Genomic DNA, 16,247 nt, shown 5'->3' on the forward strand with positions numbered 1-16,247 from the left:
GGGATCAGAGTGAGTAGTCGACCGTCACGTAATAGGCACGCTCGTCGGCCGGGTAGCCCACCGCAGTCTGGTACTCCTTGTCCAGCAGGTTGTTGATCTTGCCGGAGACCTTCCAGGAAGGCGCGACCTGATAACCTACTGCCAGGTTCCAGACACTGTAGCCCCCCAGCTGGGTCGTGTTGGCCGCATCGCCATAGCGCTCGCCCTGATAGATCCAGCTCAGGGAGCCATCGAACTGCTGCCACTGTGCCTGGGTCACCCACTTGGCCCCCTTGCGGGAGATCAGCTGCAGCTGTTTGTCGGTCACCTTGTCCTTGGGATCCTTGTACTCGGCAGAGACCCGGTGGCTCAGCCAGCCGGTGCCAAATTCCCCTTCCAGCTCGACACCCTCGATCCGCGCCTTGCCAACGTTCTGAGGACTCCAGAGGCTGTTGGAATCACTCGGATTAGTGGGTGCCCACTGGATCATCTGCTCGAAGTCGTTGCGATAACCGGTTACACGCCACTCGACGCCGGCAGTCTGGCCATCGAGCATCAGCTCGCGGCTCTTCGACTCTTCCGGCTTCAAGTCAGGGTTGCCTGAGCTCGGGTAGTAAAGGTCATTAAAGGAGGGTGCGCGAAAGCCAGTGCCGTAACGGGCACTGAGGCGATAATCCTCCACGAAGCGCCAACCAGCCCCGGTCTGCCAAGTGTTGTGACGCCCAAACTGCTTGTTGTCGTCACTGCGACCGCTCAGCTCGGCCTGCCACGTCTGGTTGTCAAACTGGGCCAGAGCATAGAGCCCGGTGTTGTCGCGCTCGTCGGCATCGCTCGGGAAGGCGGTGCCGGAGGAGCGGGAACTGGCATCCAGCATGTCGCGCTGCCAGTCGGCGCCGCCACCCAGGGTCCAGTTCTCGTCCAGCTTGACGTTGTTGACCCAGTTCAAGGTGTACTGACGGGTATAGAGCCGGTCAGTGGCCTGATCGCGGCCGCTGCTGTCCGGGTAGTCGTAGGCATCCTGTTTGGAGAAGGCACCGCGCAGTTCGCTCAGGTAACGCTCGTCGTGATAACGGGCCCCCAGCTGGTAGCTCTGGTTCTCGGTCCAGGTTTCGTTGCGCTGATGGTAGGCCGGGCCCCAGGCAGAAGCGGCGGACGATCGGTCGTACTGGGCAATGTTGCGGAACCAGCGAGTCGTGCCGAACAGATCCCAGTTGCCGGTCAGCGCATGCTGATAGTCCAGCATAGCGTTATAGCCCCGGTGACCGTGCTTGTCGCCATCGTTCACCCCTGCGATGGGGTGGACGTTGTAGCCGGTCTCGTCATCGAAGCCCCCGGCAACCTTGAGCTGGCCAGCTTCACCGATCTGGCTGGCGCTGCTGAAGGCGGCCTGGCGCTGTTTGTGAGAGCCGGCACCGACATTGAATTTGTGCTTGTTGGTCGCGGGATCGGGACGGGTGATGATGTTGATCACCCCGCCGATGGCATCCGAACCATAGATAGTGGCACGCGCGCCGCGGATATATTCGATGCGCTCCACCTGATTGAGCGGCAGGTTGTTGAGCTCCGTCATCCCGGCGGTCAGGGAGGCGCTACGCACCCCGTCCACCAGCACCAGGGTCTGGGAAGAGGTGCCGCCACGCACCCGCAGCGAGCTCAGCTGGCCACGGCCGCCATTGCTCACCACTTCCACGCCGGGCAGGGTCTTGACCACATCGGTCACGGTCTGGGCTTGCAGACGGTCAATCTCGTCACGGGTCACCACGTTGACGGGAGCCAGCACACTGGAGGCAGGTTGGGCAACACGGGTGGCGGTCACCACCATGGTGGGGTTGACGGGGATGGTCAGTGGCTGGGCTAAGGCCGCCGTTGGCAACAGGGCAGCCGCCAATAATTTCTTGGACATGAGAGATCCTTAAGTTCGCGTAAGCATCTACTTCGTGGCCGGTTTCTCTCGGCCCGAAATACGAACTTTGGCAGGTCTTCGGGCTGGGGGGCTGATGGCCTACGGCGACGGCTTCCCACCCGATGGCAGTGCCCTGATGTCGCTTCGTTCCCCCTTACCGCTGCGCGCCAGCTCCGGATTTTCACCGGATTCCCTATTAAGCATGATGCGCCAAAGCGCAGGGATTATAGGCAGAGCAGAGGTGGATGTATAGCCATCCAGATTTCTATTTCTTGCCACCCAATGCCGCCAATCTCTGCTTCGCCCCTGCCATCACCGCCTGCACACCGGGATGGGAGAGGTGGCGACCGGCCGACACCAGATAGTAGGAAAGCGTCACTTCGGTCAGGGTTGCAATCCGTTCGACACCATAGAGCCGCGCTATCTCCTCGGCCATGGCCAGCGGCGCCGGGAAGATCCCCATCCCCGCCTTGCCAAACGACTTCATCAGAGTCGAATCATCGAACTGGCCGACCAGATGAGGATGAATGCCCTGCTGACGATACCAGGCCAGCAGGCTGTCATGGGTCGCCGACTTCTCCCCCGGAATCAGCAAGGGCAAGCCTTCGAGGGAAGCAGGAAAACCCTGCCGTGCCCGAGCAGCCAGCTCGGGGCTGGCAAACAGCGCCAGCGGGCTGCGTCCCAGCTCGTGGTTGTAGCCGCGCACCCCGCTGTCGGGGGGAAGCGGGCGATCGATCAGCACCATGTCGAGCTTGTGGCTGGCCAGCTCACTGAACAGCTGTTCCGCCCGCTCTTCATGGCACACAAGGCGCAGCGGGGTGGCCAGCGCCATGGCAGGCGCCAGCAGCTCGAACGCCAGGGTGCGGGGGACTGAGTCGGCGATCCCCACCTGCATGGTCAGCTCCTGGCTGGCGTGGCGCAGGGTATGCTCGAGATCGGCGCCGAGCGAGAAGATGGCGCCGGCCTGTTCGAGCGCCTGGCGACCGGCGGCGGTCAGGGCAAGCCGCCGCCCCACCCGGTTGAACAGCGCCACCCCGAGGGAGAGCTCAAGCTCGGCCACCTGACCACTGACGGTCTGCGGCGTGAGGTGCAACTGTTCGGCGGCCCGCGTCACACTACCGCTGCGCGCCACGTGCCAGAAGTAATAGAGCTGTTTATAGTTGAGCATCGGGTCCCTTATCAGTTTCTACCGAACAATCATCAATCAAAATCTGATTTTATCGAAACATCTTGCACTCTAGCATGCAACCACCCTGTGAATTGCCTCCTGCGAACTCCCATGCTGGATGTTGTTGTACTCTTTTTCCTGTTTGGCCTGCTGGCCGGTCTGGTGCGCTCCGAGCTCAAGCTGCCGCCCGCGCTCTACGATACTCTCTCCCTCTTTCTGTTGCTGGCCATCGGCCTCAAGGGCGGCGTCGGTCTGGCGCAGCAATCCCTGCAACCGTTATTACCCCAGCTGGCGCTGGTGATCCTGCTCGGCATGCTGCAGACCCTGGCCGGGTTCGCCGTGCTGCGCCTCAAGATGAGCCGGGTCGATGCCGCCGCCACCGCCGCCCACTATGGCTCGGTCAGCGTGGCGACCTTTGCGGTCGGGGTGAACTGGCTCACCGAGCGCGGCATCAGCTTCGAATCCCAGCTCTCCATCTTCCTGGCGGTGATGGAGATCCCCGCCATCCTGGTCGGCATCGTACTGGCCCAGGGAGTGAGCCGGCAGACCCGCTGGCGCCGGCTGGCCCATGAAACCTTTCTCGGCAAGGGGGTCACCCTGCTGCTGGGCGGCATGGCCATCGGCTATCTCGCCGGTCCCGATGGGATTGCTCCGCTCAAGCCCCTGTTCGTCGACCTGTTCAAGGGAGCGCTGGCGCTGTTTCTGCTGGAAATGGGCCTCATCGTCGCCCGCCAGTGCCAGGACTTGCGCCGTCACGGCCTGTTCTTGCTCGGCTTCGCCCTGCTGATGCCGCTCGCCTCGGCTGGCCTCGGCCTGGTGATTGGCCAGCTGATAGGGCTCTCCCTGGGTGGCCTGACCCTGCTGGCCACCCTGGCAGCCAGCGCCTCCTATATCGCCGTGCCGGCCACCATGCGCATCGCCGTGCCTCAGGCTAATCCGGGCCTGTCGCTCAGCGCCGTACTGGGGGTCACCTTCCCGTTCAACATCATGCTGGGGATCCCGCTTTACCACAGCTGGGCCCACCACTTCACGGAGTAGCCACATGCAGACCGAGATCCGCACCCTGCTCACCGTCATCACGGAAGCGAACCTGGAACCCACCCTGCTGCGCACCCTCACCCGCGAGGGGCTACGCGGCTACACCATCACAGATGCCAGAGGGCGCGGCGACCACGGTGAGCGCAATGCCAGCTGGAGCGAGAGCGGCAACATCCGGCTGGAGGCGATCTGCAGCCGCGAACAGGCGGAACGCCTGCTCGCCCACCTGCAGAGTCGCTACTACCCCGACTATGCCATGGTCGCCTTTTTGCAACCGGTCGAAATCGTGCGACCCGAAAAATTCTGAGCCGGCTTGCCGGCTCTTTTTGCCACCCAGAGACAAACGTTTGACTGCAAGGAGTCATAGCCATGAACACCCCTCCCCTGATCGGCCTGGTAATGGGATCCGACTCCGACTGGCCCGTGATGCAGGCCGCCGCCCGCATCCTCAAGGAGCATGGCGTCCCCTATGAGGCGCGCGTGGTCTCGGCCCACCGCACCCCGGATCTGCTGTTTGAATATGCCGCCAGCGCCCGTGAGCGTGGCCTGCGCGCCATCATCGCCGGGGCTGGCGGCGCCGCCCACCTGCCGGGCATGGTGGCCGCCAAGACCACCCTTCCGGTACTGGGTGTGCCCATCCCGACCCGCCAGCTCAAGGGGATGGACTCCCTGCTCTCCATCGTGCAGATGCCCAAGGGGGTGCCGGTCGCCACCTTCGCCATCGGCGAAGCGGGGGCCGCCAACGCCGGCCTGTTTGCGGTCTCCCTGCTCTCCGTCGCGCAAGACGGCGATGCCCCTCGCTACCAGCAGCAGCTCGACGGTTTTCGCGCCAACGAACGCGACCGGGTGCTGGCCCTCACCCTGGAGGACCCGGCATGATACTGCCACCCGCCACCCTCGGCATGCTGGGGGGCGGCCAGCTCGGCCGCTACTTCGTGATGGCCGCCCACCGCCTCGGCTACAAGGTGGTGGTGCTGGATCCCGACCCTGCCAGCATCGCCGGCGCCGCTGCCGATCACCATATTGTCGCCGCCTATGACGACCCGACGGCGCTGCATGATCTGGCCAGCCGCTGCGCCGCCGTCACCTGCGAGTTCGAGAACGTGCCGGCCACCGCCCTGGCCCTGCTGGAGCAGTACAAGCCGGTACGACCGGCCGCCGGTGCCGTGCGCATCTGTCAGGATCGCCGCGAAGAGAAGGCCTTCCTGAGCAGAGCCGGCATCCCGGTCGCCTCCAACCAGACCCTGCAGCCGGGTGAGCCGCTGCCCGAGCAGCCGGATCACCTCTTCCCCGCCATCCTCAAGACTGCCCGCGAGGGGTACGACGGCAAAGGCCAGTGGACCATTCAGGCCGCCGACCAACTGCCAGCAGCGCTGGCCGCCAGCGGCGTCCCCTGCGTGCTGGAGAAGCGCCTGCCGCTGGAAGGGGAATTTTCCCTGACCCTGGCCCGCAGCCCGAGCGGTGCCATCGGTGCCCTGCCGCTGGTGCAGAACTGGCACAGCGGCGGCATTCTGGATCAGACCCGCTCCCCGGCCAACGTGCCGGCGCTGGAGGCCGATGCCAGACGCATCGCCGAGCAGCTGATCGCCGCCCTCGACTACGTCGGCGTGCTGACGGTGGAGTTCTTCCTGGTGGCAGGCAAACTGCTGGTCAACGAGCTGGCGCCCCGCCCCCACAACTCGGGCCACCCCAGCCTCGACAACGCCGAGTGCAGCCAGTTCGAGCTGCAGGTGCGCGCCCTGTGCGATCTGCCGCTGCCCGCCAGGATCGCCGTGCGTCCCGCCATGCTGCTCAACCTGCTGGGAGATCTCTGGCAAAACGGCACGCCCGACTGGGCCGCCCTGCTGGCACTGCCCGGCGTACATCTGCACCTCTACGGCAAGGGGGAACCCCGCCCCGGCCGCAAGATGGGCCATGTCACCATCACCGCCACCGACTGGCCAACGGTGGAAGAGACCAGCCAGCGGGTGCGCCAGCTGTTGGGGCTGCCGCCACGCTGAGCCCTGAGCCGCGCACAAAAAAAGACCCGGGCCAGGCCCGGGTCTTTTCATTGCTTGCTGCGGTAAGAAGGTGATCAGGCCCGCTCGACCGATACCGGCGCCGGCAGGCGGATGGTGAGGGAGAGCACCAGCGCCACCACCAGCAACACCAGGATCAGGTTGAAGGTCGCCATGAAGCCGCCGAACAGGGAGGCCACGATGGAGCCAATGATGCTGCCCAGGCCAAAGCCCAGATAGATGACGCCGTAGTTCTTGGTCAGGTTGTTGAGACCGAAGAAGTCGCTCACCAGCGAGGGGTAGACGGTGATGGTGCCACCGAAGCTGAACGCCACGCAGGCCACCGCCACGAAGAAGAGGTTGGCGTTGAGCGGCACGAACAGCAGCAGCGCCATGCCCGCCAGGGTAATCAGCTGGGCGATGGTGATGACCCGGATGCGGGACATCTTGTCGGAGAGGATGCCCAGCACCAGCCGGCCACCCAGGTTGGCCATGGCGATGATGGCGACGGCGTTGGCGGCGACCACGGCCGGCAGGCCCACCATGTTCTCGCCGATGTCCTTGGCCACGCCGATGACGTAGAGACCGCTCATGCAGGCGGTGAGGAACATCAGCGCCAGCATCCAGTACTGCGGCTTGCGCATCGCCTCGGCCAGGGTGAAGTCGCGGCTCTCGCTCTGCTGCACGGCGGCGGCCTGCTTGGGCGCATCCTTCATCAGCATGCCGCCCACCAGCACCATGGACATGGCGATCAGCCCCCACAGCTGGAAGGTGGTCTCAAGGCCGTTGCTGGAGAGCAGCAGCAGGTTGATGTACTTGAAACCCAGGCTGCCGAGGCCGTAGGCGCCGATGGAGCAGGCGGAGATCAGCCCCTTGCGCTCCGGGAACCACTTCACGCAGTTGGAGAGGGTCATCAGGTAGCCGGTACCGTCGGCGAAACCGACCAGGATGCCGGCGCAGAGGTAGAGCATCGCCAGGTTGCTGGCGTGGGCGGTGAGGAAGAAACCGATGCCGAGCAGCACGCCGGCACCCAGGGTGACGTTGCGCACCCCGAACCGCTCCTGCAGCTTGCCCGCCAGGGAGGAGGCCACCGCCAGGGAGAGGCTGAGCAGGCCGAAGGCGAAGGCGACCTGGCTGACCGGCTCGTCCAGCTTGTCGGAGAGCTGGGCGTTGAACAGGCTCCAGGTGTAAACGGATCCCAGCGCGAACTGGGTGATGATGGTCCCCAACAGGGTGAGGTAGCGGGTGCGATTCAGATCGATGGTCATGATGCGTCTCGGTCAATGGCCTTAAGGAAACTGGGGCCACTATAGGCAAGACGCCACTCCCGCCGACCGATTAAGGCATGAAATGCAGATCGGCGGGAATGAATGACAATCAGAGCCGCATCAGCTGACGGAACGCCTTGATGTTGCTGCGGCTGACCGGCACCTCGAACGGCAGATCATGGAGCCGGATGAGATAGGTGCTGTTGAACCAGGGCACTATCTCGCGGATCTTGTTGATGTTGACGCAGTAGGAGCGATGGCAGCGGAAGAACCCCTCCGCCGGCAATCGGCTGACGAACTCGCTGAGGGTCATGGTCATCACGTAACGGTCATCGCGGGTGTAGACATAGGTGAGCTTCTCGTCGGCTTCCGCGTAGTAGATCTGCTCGCAGGGGGTGACGATGATGCGCTCCCCCTTCACCAGATTGACGGTGCGATTGTGTGGCGTGCCCGGCTCGCTCCCCTGCCCCGTCTGCGACTTGCCCGCCAGCTCGAGCTTTTGCAGCAGGCTGATGAGGCGCGGCTCGTTGTAAGGTTTGAGGATGTAGTCGAACGCCTCCAGCTCGAACGCCTCCACCGCAAACTCCTTGTAGGCGGTAACGAAGACGATGTGGGGCGGATGGCTCGACTTGTGCAGATTCTTGGCCAGCAGCAGGCCGTCGATGGAGGGGATCTGGATGTCGAGGAAGACCACGTCCACCTCGTGATCCTGCAGGTATTTGAACGCCTCCAGCCCGTCCTCAAAGCTCGCCACTATCTCGATCTGGCTGTGCTGATTCACCAGATAGATGAGCTCCTCGCGGGCCAAGTATTCATCTTCCACTATGATGGCTTTCAGCATGGCATCGACTCCTGATCCGGCAGATAGAAACTCACTTCGGTACCCGGCTCCAGCCGCTTGAGGTGCAGGCCGTCGCCATAGAGCAGCTTTACCCGCTGATGCACGTTCATCAGGCCGATGCTGCGGCTCTCCACCCGCCCGGCGGCGACCCCGTCGATCACCTCCTGGCTGATACCGTAACCGGTATCGCGCACCGCGACCCGAATGCCGCCCGCCAGCTGTTTCACCTCGATGGTGACCCTGCCCGGCGCACTGCGGGGCTGGATGCCGTGCAGGATGGCGTTTTCCACCAGCGGCTGCAACAGCAGGCTCGGCACCTGAATGTGCACGTCATCCACCTCGAACACCACCTCCAGCTTGTCGCCGAAGCGGGCCTGCTCGATGGCCACGTAGTCGCGCACCTGCTGCAACTCCTCCTGGATATCGATGAGGGTGTCCCCCTTGTTGAGGTTGTAGCGCAGGTAGTCCGCCAGATTGGCGATGAGCTGGCGCGCCTGCTGGGGCCGAATGCGGATCAGCGACGAGATGGCATTGAGGGCGTTGAACAGGAAGTGCGGGTTGATCTTGCTCTGCAGCGCGGTGAACTCCGCCTTGCGGGTCATCTCTTTCAGTTGCTCGATGCGCGACACCTCCATCTGGGTGGAGATGAGCTGGGAGAGGCCCACCGCCATCTCCTTGAGGGAACTGGTGATGCTGTGGGTGCGGCGGTAGTAGATCTTGAGGGTGCCGCTGACGGCGCCGTTCTCCCGCAGCGGAATAATGATGACCGAGTGGAAATCGGAGAGGTGGTACTGGCGCAGATCGTTGTTGATGATGATCTGATCCAGCAGCACCGCCCGCTGGGTCATGGCGCTGATGGCGTGGTGCTCGTCCAGCTCGTAGTAATCCTTGCCCACCCCCACATAGGCCAGCACGTCGCGAGTGTCGGTGATGGCCACCGCATCGGCGCTGATCTCGCTGCGAATGATGCCGCACACCTGGCTCAGGGAGTGACGATCGATGTTCTGGAAAAACGGCAGCGTCTTGTTGGCGATGTCCAGCGCCAGCTTGGCCTGCTTGGCGGCGATCAGCTCCTTCTCGTCATCCAGGTCCTGCACCAGCTTGATGATGAGACCGATGCAGAGCGCCCCGGCGATCATCGGATAGGCGATGTGGCTGACGATCTCCACCCCCACTGCATGGGGCTCGGTCAGCTGCCAGATAAGCAGCATGGTCAACCCCTCGCAGGCCATCCCCGCCAAGATGCCGTACAGCCAGAGCCGCGACTTGCGGCAGCGCAGGTGCAGCCAGGTCGCCAGCAGGCCGGCGATGATGCTGGCGATGAGACACGGGATCGAGGTGTGGCCATCCATGTCGATGAGGTAGCGGTGCAGGCCGGAGATAACCCCGGCCGGAATGCCGACCCAGGGGCCGAACAGGATGCCGCCCGAGATGATGGCGATGATCCGCACGTTGATGAGGGCCCCCTCCACCGGAATGCCGGTATAGGTGCTGAACACCGCGAACAGGCAGAAGATGGCGGCCACCAGCACCAGTTCGGCCGGGGTGTGGTCCCGCTTCTGGAACAACCGCTGGAACGGCCGGGTACGGGTCAGGAAGAACAGGGTCATCAGCATCAGCGCCGCCCGTTCGAACACCGCCAACAACATCATCTGATTTTCGAGCATGAGACCATCCGACCGATTGCAACCAGGGAACACAACTGAATTATCTCTCGCCATGACACGTGGAAGGCAAGCATGAGGGACTGATCCCCTCATGATAAAGCGCAGTAGTTTACCCCAGCCGACCGGATAGGGAAGGCCGCGACTCCCCCGGACGGGTGTGGCCCCCTGTCGGGGTCAGGATGACAATGTGGCCAGCCGGGCGGCGAAACCCATGAAGAATAGACCGATGAGGCCGTTGCCGAGTCTGGCGAGGCGTACCTTGCGCGCAAAGAAGCGGGCCATCAGGGTGCCGCCGAAGATCAGCAGGGTCAGATAGACGAAGCTCATGGCCTCCAGCATGCTCGCCAGCACCAGGTAGGAGAGCCAGGTGTGGGCATAGTTGAAGTCGACGAACTGCACGAAGAAGGAGACGTAGAACAGGATCGCCTTGGGGTTGGTGAGGCTTAAAGTAAGCGCCTTGGAGAAGTAGCGCTCGCCGTGCTCGACCACGGACGCCTGCCCTTCCCTCCTGGCGATGAAGTTGGCGTACAAGATCTTCACCCCGAGATAGAGCAGATAGAGGGCGCCGAGATAGCGCACCAGGGTGAACAGTAGCGGGGTAGTGCGAATGAGGGAGGCGATGCCCAGATAGGCGCAAAAGATCAGGATGGCGTCGCCGACGAAGACCCCGAGGGCCGCCTGGTAGCCCGGGCCGACGCCACGGCTCGCCCCGGTGCGCAGCACATAAATCGAGTTGGGTCCCGGCGCTATGATGATGAAGAAGAGCCCGACCAGGTAGGTCCAGACGTTGATAACCCCCAGACTCTCAAACATGGCGCGCCCCTCTGGACTTGGAAAACAGCCCGCTCAGGCAGGTCCAGACGTTGATGACTCCCAGGCTCTCAAACATGATCCCTCCATGGCGGGTAGCGACCCACATAATGCGACGACGAGGTTTCTATACTAATCCTCCGCCCGCCGAGCACAAGCGCCGGGCAATGATCCGTTCATATCTGGGCTTCACATCCCCGCACTCACCACTTTGTGGTGTCCAGACGCGTCGGGATCAGGCATGTTAAGCCATATCCAGATTCACAGAACCCGCCCTCATGGAAAAGAGCCTCAGTACCGATCAACCACTCGCCGCTGCTGCCGCGCACGATGCCCTGAATCGCACCAGCTATCCGGTGATCGCTGCCATCAGCTTCTCGCACCTGTTGAACGACATGATGCAGTCGGTGTTGCTGGCCATCTATCCGCTGCTCAAGCTCGGCCTCAACCTGTCATTCGCCCAGATCGGCCTCATCACCCTCACCTACCAGTTCACAGGTTCGCTGTTGCAGCCGCTGATCGGCCTCTACACCGACCGCCGGCCCATGCCCTATTCATTGCCGTTCGGCATGGGCTTTACGATGATCGGCTTGCTGTCGTTGTCGCAGGCAGCCAGCTTCGGTGCCGTGCTGCTGTCGGCCATGCTGATCGGTATCGGTTCGTCGGTGTTCCACCCGGAATCGTCCCGGGTCGCTCGCATGGCGGCCGGCAGTCAGCCCGGGCTGGCCCAGTCGCTGTTCCAGATCGGCGGCAACCTGGGATCGGCCATAGGCCCGCTGCTCGCCGCGCTGATCATAGTGCCACGGGGCCAGGGCAGCGCGGCCTGGTTCTCGCTGTTCGCCCTGGTCGGCGTCATCGTGCTCAGCCTGGTCGGGCGCTGGTCCAGCCACCACGCCGCCAACTTCCATAAACGGATGAAGGCGCACCTCGGCCACGGTCTGAGCCGCCGTCAGATAGGCTGGTCGCTGACCATCCTCGGCCTGCTGATGTTCTCCAAATTCTTCTACATGGCCAGCCTCAGCAGCTATTACACCTTCTACCTGATGGACAAGTTCAGCCTGTCGCTGGACAGCGCCCAGCTCTATCTGTTCGCCTTCCTGTTTGCGGTCGCGGCGGGTACCGTGCTCGGCGGGCCGATTGGCGATCGCATCGGCCGCAAGCGGGTGATCTGGATCTCCATCCTCGGCGTCGCCCCCTTCACCCTGCTGCTGCCCCATGTCGACCTGTTCTGGACCTCGGTGCTCTCGGTCATCATCGGCCTGATTCTGGCCTCGGCCTTCTCTGCCATCCTGGTCTACGCCCAGGAGCTGGTGCCCGGCAAGGTCGGCACCATCTCCGGCCTGTTCTTCGGTATCGCCTTCGGCATGGGGGGCATAGGGGCGGCTCTGCTCGGCCAGCTGGCGGATGCCACCAGCATCGAAACCGTCTACCAGGTCTGCGCCTATCTGCCGCTCATCGGCCTGCTGACCGTGTTCTTGCCAACCCTTAGAAAGGGATAGCGGGCCACCCCGCGAGGAATGCAACCCATAAAAAACGCGGCCTGAGAGGCCGCGTTTGACGTGGATGAGAGCAAGGGGTGGTCAGCAGTACTGCCCGGCTACCCAGCCGCCGGGGCTACAGCCCCACTGGAAGTTGCCATCGCGAAGGCCGCTATCGCGCTCATCGACGATACAGAAGCAGCCTCTATCAGCAGTACTGGCCGGCTACCCAACCGGAGGACCAGGCCCACTGGAAGTTGTAGCCACCGAGCCAGCCGGTCACGTCCACCACCTCGCCGATGAAGTAGAGGCCGGCCACCTTGCGCGCCTCCATGGTCTTGGAGGAGAGTTCGTTGGTATCCACCCCCCCCAGGGTCACCTCGGCGGTGCGATAGCCCTCGGTGCCGTTCGGCAGGATCTGCCAATCCCCCAGCAGGGTGGCCACCGCCTCCAGCTCCCGCTCGTTGTACTGGCGCATCGGCTTGCTGACCAGCTGGCCCAACTCCACCAGCTTGTCGACGAAGCGCTTGGGCAGCTCGCGCCCCAGCACGGTTTTCAGCTCCTGCGCCGGATGGGCCTGGGCCCACTCCCTGAGGGTGGCGGCGATGTCGAGCTCCGGCAGCAGGTTGATGTGGATCTTCTCCCCCGCCAGCCAGAAGGAGGAGATCTGCAGGATGGCGGGACCGGAGAGGCCGCGATGGGTGAACAACATGGCCTCCTTGAAACAGGTGCCATCCTCGGCGGTCACCGCCACCGGCAGGCTGACCCCGGCCAGATCGGCGAAGGCCTCTTTATCTGCCTGATGCAGGGTGAAGGGCACCAGCCCGGCACGGGTCGGCAGCACCTTGAGGCCGAACTGCTCCGCCAGCTTGAAGCCGTAGGGGGTGGCACCGAGCTTCGGCATGGAGAGGCCGCCGGTGGCCACCACCAGCGAGTGGCAGGTTATCTCACCCTGACTGGTGGTCAGCACGAAAACCTCGTCGTTCTTGCTGACGGTGAGGATCTCGGTCTGGAACTGCAGGGCCACGCCGGCCCAGTCGCACTCGGTCAGCAGGATGTCGACGATCTCCTTGGCACTCTCGTCACAAAAGAGCTGGCCCAGGGTCTTCTCGTGATAGTTCAGGCCGTGCCGGTCCACCAGCTCGATGAAATCCTGCTGGGTGTAGCGCGCCAGCGCCGACTTGCAGAAGTGGGGGTTGGCCGAGAGAAAGGCGTGGGGGCCGGCCTGATGGTTGGTGAAGTTGCAGCGGCCGCCGCCACTGATGAGGATCTTGCGGCCCGGCTTCTTGGCATTGTCGAGCACCAGCACGGAGCGGCCCCGATAACCGGCCTGGGCCGCACACATCAAACCGGCCGCCCCGGCGCCGATCACCACCACATCAAACTGCTTCATCATCACTCACTCATCCAAAGAAAAACGGCCCCTGTTCAAACGAGAGACCGTCATTGTACCCGGCAGACACCAGCCCAGCGGTTGCAGGAGATTTGCAACAGAAAACGGCCCCAGTTAAGAGGGGCCGTCATTGTACTGGCTGAACACTAAGTGTCCACGACTATCAGGCGTTGCCATCCATGATGCTGGCCGGGGCGCCCTTGGCCAGCTCGGCCAGCTCCTTGTCGATGAAGTAGAGGCCCTTGCCGTCCTCGCCCACCAGGCTCAGACGATCGACGATGCTCTTGAACAGCTTCTCCTCTTCGTGCTGCTCGGCCACGTACCACTGCAGGAAGTTGAAGGTGGAGTAGTCCTGGGTGGTGAACGCCACGTGAGCCAGGCCGTTGATGCACTTGGTGATGTGGTATTCATGCTCGAGGGTGGTGCGGAAGATGTCGCCCAGCGACTTGAACTCGTGGGGAGGGGCATCGATGGCGCCCAGCATCGGCATGGCACCGGTCTCGCTCACATAGGTGAACAGGCGCTCCATGTGCTGACGCTCCTCGACGGCGTGCTGGCGCAGGAAGGTGGCCGCCCCCTCGAAGCCCTTGTCCTCGCACCAGGCGCTCATCTGCAGGTAGAGGTTGGAGGAATAGAATTCAAGATTAATCTGCTCGTTCAACTTCTCGATCATGGCTTTGGCCAACATGATGATTCTCCACTGTGATTTGGTCACGATTGTCGCCACAGTTTCGTTATGAAGCAACCAGATACCGCTGCCCGAGCTCTCAGTTGTGACAGCTTTTCGCCTCATCCTATCCCCCATACGGTTATAGAGAAGCAAAGAAACATGGTGTAGGTGGATTCAGCCATTATGATGGCGCCAGTGGTCGGGGAAAGGATTCAATGAGATTCATAATGGCACTGGCGCTGCTCTGGATGACCCAGTTGCAGGCAGCTCCCTCCTTGCTGAAAGAGGCTGAATTGCAGGCGGCGCGCGATCCCGTCGGCTATCTGCAGCGCCTCGACGCCAGTCCCCAGCAGGATATGGAACTGTTCTACGCCAGGTCCCTGGCCCAGGCCGCGCTGGGCCGCTATCCACAGGCCCTGCTCGACAACGCCCGGGCCCGCGGGCTGGCCAGCGCCCAGCAGGAGACCCTGCGCCTGCTCGACTTCCGGTTGCAGCAGATCGCCCTCACCCTGGATACCGAGGCGCCGGATCAGGCGCTCACCCTGCTGGAGCAGCTCAGACCCGCCGTCGCTGGCCATCCGCAACAGACCTCGGAGTGGCACGCCCTGAACGGGCTCGCCCTCTACCGCACCCAGCAACTGAGCCCGGCCATCGCCGAACTCAAGACCGCCTTTCGCCTCAAACAATCGGTACCGGACTCCCCCATCGCCAGCTTGCAGTGTGCCCGCCTGCTGATGACCCTCGGCAACCTCTATGCCGATCTGAACCTGGCGCGGGAAGCCGAAGGCTACTATCTGGAGGCGCTGCAACGCATGGTGCAGCTGGGCGAGCCCAACAGCCAGATCATCATTCGCGCCAACATGGCGCGGCTCTACATCGATACCGATCGACCCACCCAGGCCAGGCGGCTGCTGGACAACCTGCTCAGCAACCCGGCGCTGGCGCCGGATTACCGAGCCATCATCCTCGGCTATCAGGCCATGGCGCTCAACGCCCAGCACGACTGGGCCGGCGCCCTGCGCACCCTGGACGAGGCACAGGCATTGTATCGGCAGCTGGGCTACCCGGAAGCCGGCACGCGCCTGCAGGAGACCCGGGCCCGGGCGCTGCAAGGTAGCGGCGAGAAACAGCTGGCGCTGCAGGTGCTGACCAGCCAAGGGAGTGCGGGGGCCGCCAGCAAGGCGCTGCAGGCCAGTCTGCTGGCGGACCAGGGGCGCTACCCGGAGGCCTACCAGGCACTCAGCGAATACGTGAGCGACTACAAGCAGCACTTCAACCAGACCCTGAGCCAGCATTCCGCCGCCTTCCAGGCCGAGATGGATCTGGCCCGCAGCGAGGCCAGCAACCGGGTGCTGCAGCAGGAGAACGAGAACAAGCGCCAGCAGCTGCTGCATCAGCAGAGTGCCCGCCACTACCAGTTGATGCTGGTCGGCCTGCTGGCAGGAGCCCTGCTGCTGCTCGGGCTCACCACCCATCGGCTGCACCGCAGCTCACGCCACCTCTACAAGCTGGCCACCTTCGATCAGCTGACCGAGCTGCCCAATCGCCGTGCCCTGCTGGAGCGGCTGGCCAGCCGCTGGCAGCAGGAGGGGCCGCTCACCCTGATCATCATCGACATCGATCACTTCAAGCAGATCAACGACCGTCACGGCCATCAGGCGGGGGACAGGGCCATTCAGCGGCTGGCGCGGGAGCTGAGATCCTGGGCGCCCGACCTGCAGCTGGTCGGGCGCTGGGGTGGCGAGGAGTTTCTGGTAGCGGTGCCGCTGCCGGCGGCAGATTGCTGGTATCTGGCAGAGCAACTGCGCCAGCGCATCGGCCAGATCGAACAGCCGCGCATGACCATCAGCATCGGGGTGGCTGGCCGCTCGGCCGCCGATGACGGGCTGGGCCAGCTCATCCACCGGGCCGACATGGCCATGTATCAGGCCAAACGCCAGGGCCGCAATCAGACCATACTGGCCGCGGAGCCTGGCAGCCCCGAAGAACCGGAGGCACTGGCCAGCAGCGTGGCCTGAGCCGCAGCCTCCCCTGA

At 63.6% G+C, this 16,247-nt stretch carries 14 protein-coding genes and 1 riboswitch; of the genes, 6 read left to right on the plus strand and 8 right to left on the minus strand.

The window, feature by feature from the left end; genetic code table 11:
- Positions 1-4: 4 nt before the first annotated feature.
- Both I6L33_RS03900 and I6L33_RS03905 read right to left on the minus strand, forming a co-directional pair.
- Complete coding sequence (locus tag I6L33_RS03900; RefSeq protein WP_216973592.1) at positions 5-1,882, minus strand: TonB-dependent receptor; 1,878 nt, start codon at positions 1,880-1,882, stop codon at positions 5-7.
- Positions 1,883-1,933: 51 nt separating this feature from the next.
- Positions 1,934-2,112: riboswitch (cobalamin riboswitch) on the minus strand.
- 35 nt (positions 2,113-2,147) lie between these two features.
- Positions 2,148-3,050, minus strand: coding sequence for a LysR family transcriptional regulator (locus tag I6L33_RS03905; protein WP_010635666.1), 903 nt, complete (start codon positions 3,048-3,050; stop codon positions 2,148-2,150).
- A gap of 111 nt (positions 3,051-3,161) precedes the next feature.
- Here I6L33_RS03905 and I6L33_RS03910 point away from each other — a divergent pair, with 111 nt between their 5' ends.
- The 4 genes from I6L33_RS03910 to I6L33_RS03925 all read left to right on the plus strand — a co-directional run bounded on the left by I6L33_RS03910 (position 3,162) and on the right by I6L33_RS03925 (position 6,088).
- Positions 3,162-4,088 (plus strand): sodium-dependent bicarbonate transport family permease, encoded by a 927-nt coding sequence (locus I6L33_RS03910; RefSeq protein WP_216973593.1) that lies wholly within the window; start codon positions 3,162-3,164, stop codon positions 4,086-4,088.
- A 4-nt stretch (positions 4,089-4,092) separates the two neighbouring features.
- Positions 4,093-4,395 carry a hypothetical protein gene (locus I6L33_RS03915; protein WP_005306985.1) on the plus strand — a complete coding sequence of 101 codons (303 nt, stop codon included), beginning with the start codon at positions 4,093-4,095 and terminating at the stop codon, positions 4,393-4,395.
- 62 nt (positions 4,396-4,457) lie between these two features.
- Positions 4,458-4,967, plus strand: coding sequence for a 5-(carboxyamino)imidazole ribonucleotide mutase (purE, locus tag I6L33_RS03920; RefSeq protein WP_005306988.1), 510 nt, complete (start codon positions 4,458-4,460; stop codon positions 4,965-4,967).
- Positions 4,964-6,088 (plus strand): 5-(carboxyamino)imidazole ribonucleotide synthase, encoded by a 1,125-nt coding sequence (locus tag I6L33_RS03925; protein WP_216973594.1) that lies wholly within the window; start codon positions 4,964-4,966, stop codon positions 6,086-6,088. The genes purE and I6L33_RS03925 overlap by 4 nt, the downstream gene beginning before the upstream one ends.
- A gap of 74 nt (positions 6,089-6,162) precedes the next feature.
- On the opposite strand, the gene I6L33_RS03930 is transcribed toward I6L33_RS03925, so the two are convergent.
- The 4 genes from I6L33_RS03930 to leuE all read right to left on the minus strand — a co-directional run bounded on the left by I6L33_RS03930 (position 6,163) and on the right by leuE (position 10,674).
- Entirely contained in the window at positions 6,163-7,353 is a 1,191-nt protein-coding gene (locus I6L33_RS03930; RefSeq protein WP_005306992.1) for an MFS transporter, read from the minus strand.
- Positions 7,354-7,462: 109 nt separating this feature from the next.
- Positions 7,463-8,194 carry a LytTR family DNA-binding domain-containing protein gene (locus I6L33_RS03935; RefSeq protein ID WP_017785110.1) on the minus strand — a complete coding sequence of 244 codons (732 nt, stop codon included), beginning with the start codon at positions 8,192-8,194 and terminating at the stop codon, positions 7,463-7,465.
- Positions 8,188-9,861 (minus strand): sensor histidine kinase, encoded by a 1,674-nt coding sequence (locus tag I6L33_RS03940; RefSeq protein ID WP_010635661.1) that lies wholly within the window; start codon positions 9,859-9,861, stop codon positions 8,188-8,190. Before I6L33_RS03940 ends, I6L33_RS03935 begins: the two co-directional genes overlap by 7 nt.
- 174 nt (positions 9,862-10,035) lie before the next feature.
- Entirely contained in the window at positions 10,036-10,674 is a 639-nt protein-coding gene (leuE, locus tag I6L33_RS03945; protein ID WP_010635653.1) for a leucine efflux protein LeuE, read from the minus strand.
- Positions 10,675-10,949: 275 nt separating this feature from the next.
- Here leuE and I6L33_RS03950 point away from each other — a divergent pair, with 275 nt between their 5' ends.
- Entirely contained in the window at positions 10,950-12,170 is a 1,221-nt protein-coding gene (locus tag I6L33_RS03950; RefSeq protein WP_216973595.1) for an MFS transporter, read from the plus strand.
- A 187-nt stretch (positions 12,171-12,357) separates the two neighbouring features.
- On the opposite strand, the gene I6L33_RS03955 is transcribed toward I6L33_RS03950, so the two are convergent.
- Together I6L33_RS03955 and ftnA are read right to left on the minus strand one after the other, a co-directional pair.
- Complete coding sequence (locus I6L33_RS03955; RefSeq protein ID WP_025202473.1) at positions 12,358-13,542, minus strand: NAD(P)/FAD-dependent oxidoreductase; 1,185 nt, start codon at positions 13,540-13,542, stop codon at positions 12,358-12,360.
- 163 nt (positions 13,543-13,705) lie between these two features.
- Entirely contained in the window at positions 13,706-14,230 is a 525-nt protein-coding gene (gene ftnA / locus I6L33_RS03960) for a non-heme ferritin (protein WP_025202472.1), read from the minus strand.
- Positions 14,231-14,439: 209 nt separating this feature from the next.
- Here ftnA and I6L33_RS03965 point away from each other — a divergent pair, with 209 nt between their 5' ends.
- On the plus strand, positions 14,440-16,230 hold the full coding sequence (locus tag I6L33_RS03965; protein ID WP_216974096.1) for a GGDEF domain-containing protein: 1,791 nt from the start codon (positions 14,440-14,442) through the stop codon (positions 16,228-16,230).
- Positions 16,231-16,247: the final 17 nt, after the last annotated feature.

The sequence above is a fragment of the Aeromonas sp. FDAARGOS 1403 genome (genome assembly GCF_019047325.1).
Taxonomy (GTDB): domain Bacteria; phylum Pseudomonadota; class Gammaproteobacteria; order Enterobacterales; family Aeromonadaceae; genus Aeromonas; species Aeromonas dhakensis.

What these genes read in the sequence shown, in the direction of transcription:
- leuE (WP_010635653.1), bottom strand. Translation starts at nt 10,674, where the DNA reads ATGTTTGAGAGTCTGGGGGTTATCAACGTCTGGACCTACCTGGTCGGG.
- I6L33_RS03915 (WP_005306985.1), top strand. Translation starts at nt 4,093, where the DNA reads ATGCAGACCGAGATCCGCACCCTGCTCACCGTCATCACGGAAGCGAAC.
- I6L33_RS03900 (WP_216973592.1), bottom strand. Translation starts at nt 1,882, where the DNA reads ATGTCCAAGAAATTATTGGCGGCTGCCCTGTTGCCAACGGCGGCCTTA.
- I6L33_RS03950 (WP_216973595.1), top strand. Translation starts at nt 10,950, where the DNA reads ATGGAAAAGAGCCTCAGTACCGATCAACCACTCGCCGCTGCTGCCGCG.
- ftnA (WP_025202472.1), bottom strand. Translation starts at nt 14,230, where the DNA reads ATGTTGGCCAAAGCCATGATCGAGAAGTTGAACGAGCAGATTAATCTT.
- I6L33_RS03905 (WP_010635666.1), bottom strand. Translation starts at nt 3,050, where the DNA reads ATGCTCAACTATAAACAGCTCTATTACTTCTGGCACGTGGCGCGCAGC.
- I6L33_RS03930 (WP_005306992.1), bottom strand. Translation starts at nt 7,353, where the DNA reads ATGACCATCGATCTGAATCGCACCCGCTACCTCACCCTGTTGGGGACC.
- I6L33_RS03910 (WP_216973593.1), top strand. Translation starts at nt 3,162, where the DNA reads ATGCTGGATGTTGTTGTACTCTTTTTCCTGTTTGGCCTGCTGGCCGGT.
- I6L33_RS03935 (WP_017785110.1), bottom strand. Translation starts at nt 8,194, where the DNA reads ATGCTGAAAGCCATCATAGTGGAAGATGAATACTTGGCCCGCGAGGAG.
- I6L33_RS03955 (WP_025202473.1), bottom strand. Translation starts at nt 13,542, where the DNA reads ATGAAGCAGTTTGATGTGGTGGTGATCGGCGCCGGGGCGGCCGGTTTG.
- I6L33_RS03925 (WP_216973594.1), top strand. Translation starts at nt 4,964, where the DNA reads ATGATACTGCCACCCGCCACCCTCGGCATGCTGGGGGGCGGCCAGCTC.
- purE (WP_005306988.1), top strand. Translation starts at nt 4,458, where the DNA reads ATGAACACCCCTCCCCTGATCGGCCTGGTAATGGGATCCGACTCCGAC.
- I6L33_RS03965 (WP_216974096.1), top strand. Translation starts at nt 14,440, where the DNA reads ATGGCACTGGCGCTGCTCTGGATGACCCAGTTGCAGGCAGCTCCCTCC.
- I6L33_RS03940 (WP_010635661.1), bottom strand. Translation starts at nt 9,861, where the DNA reads ATGCTCGAAAATCAGATGATGTTGTTGGCGGTGTTCGAACGGGCGGCG.